The organism is uncultured Campylobacter sp. (assembly GCF_938045405.1).
Taxonomy (GTDB): Bacteria; Campylobacterota; Campylobacteria; order Campylobacterales; family Campylobacteraceae; genus Campylobacter_B.
Genome location: NZ_CALIMW010000152.1, coordinates 1 through 1,159, shown reverse-complemented (window position 1 = coordinate 1,159; position 1,159 = coordinate 1). Strand labels below are relative to the sequence as shown.

The 1,159-nt window shown below is 42.6% G+C and carries 2 protein-coding genes; both read right to left on the bottom strand.

Features of this window, described 5'->3' with window-relative positions; all coding sequences use genetic code 11:
* Window positions 1-51: 51 nt before the first annotated feature.
* A complete protein-coding gene (locus tag Q0140_RS06000) occupies window positions 52-174 on the bottom strand; it encodes a hypothetical protein (protein WP_291937711.1) in 123 nt (40 codons plus the stop codon).
* A 237-nt stretch (window positions 175-411) separates the two neighbouring features.
* Window positions 412-981 carry a DJ-1/PfpI family protein gene (locus Q0140_RS05995; protein WP_297962780.1) on the bottom strand — a complete coding sequence of 190 codons (570 nt, stop codon included), beginning with the start codon at window positions 979-981 and terminating at the stop codon, window positions 412-414.
* Window positions 982-1,159: the final 178 nt, after the last annotated feature.

Sequence of the window (1,159 nt, the reverse complement as noted above, 5' to 3'; positions counted from 1 at the left end):
AGCTTTGTGACTTTTGCTTTTTGAGACCTATTTAATTTCGCCGTGTGAGGGTTATTGAGGCATGGTGAGCTCCATTAAATTTAAAGGCGAGACGGGAAAGACGTCGTTTTTGCTTACGACGATGGGCGCGTGCTGAAGTACCGCTTTGGCGGCACACTTTGTTTTAAATTTCATAGCGTCTGTTGGCTTAGGCTCGCGCCGTATATAATTTTAGTGGCAAAATGAGCGTAAAATTCCATGCTGTATTTGCACGGAAGCACGCAAACTAAGGTATTGTGTTAGACCTAGCGAGCATCGATGTCGTACCGCTTCGGCAAAATTTCATTTTCAGTATTTTTTGTATCTCATTTGTGCTTATATGCTCGAGTGTTGCTTCGGCAAAATTTTATTTGCTAAACGCGCACTGCCTACTTATCGCCACATTTGTTCGCACTGGGCAATTATTGCTTCGTCTATATCTCCTAAGGCGCGCAGCATTTGAATAGTAAAATCAATAAATGCGTTTCCGTTTGCGGTGATCATTTTACCGTCTACTACGGCTTCGCGACTTGTTTGTATAAAGGCATGCTTATTTTTGTATTTTGGCAAATTAACGATGTCTGCTAGACTATTTGCGGTGTGATGGCAGTCATTTAGCGCTCCTGCCGCCGCTAAGAAATACGCCCCGTCGCAAATACCGCCTACTACCTTGCCTTGTTGTTTAAATTCCTCTATTAAATTAGCAATTTTTGAGGCGTTTTCGCTAGGCAGTTCGCGCCATGAATTTCTAGCGCCGATTAACACGATTGCCGCGGCATCTGGCGAAATTTCATCTATTGTTAAATCAGGTTTTGCGCGTAAAGCTCCGAACGATACTTTCTCGTTTTTATCGGTTGAGGCATAAAGGATGCTATAGTCCGTGAAATATCGTAGTGCGGGAGCCAGTAGCGAAGCCTCCCAGTCGGCAAAGCCGTCTAAAATAACGATTACTAAAGTTTTCATAAAGTCTCCTTGAATAACCTACACTACTCAGTTCGGTTCGCATATCAAACTAAGCAAAATCGTAGAATTTATAAAATTTTTTAGAATTCCGCTTTGGATTTAGAGCGGAATTCTATGATTTTACAAGTACGCGCGATAACATCGCTTTAAAAAGCCCGCTACCTCGGCGTGTGCTAGA

Coding starts and splice junctions, on each gene's coding strand:
- Q0140_RS06000 (WP_291937711.1), bottom strand. CDS start 174: ATGAAATTTAAAACAAAGTGTGCCGCCAAAGCGGTACTTCAGCACGCG.
- Q0140_RS05995 (WP_297962780.1), bottom strand. CDS start 981: ATGAAAACTTTAGTAATCGTTATTTTAGACGGCTTTGCCGACTGGGAG.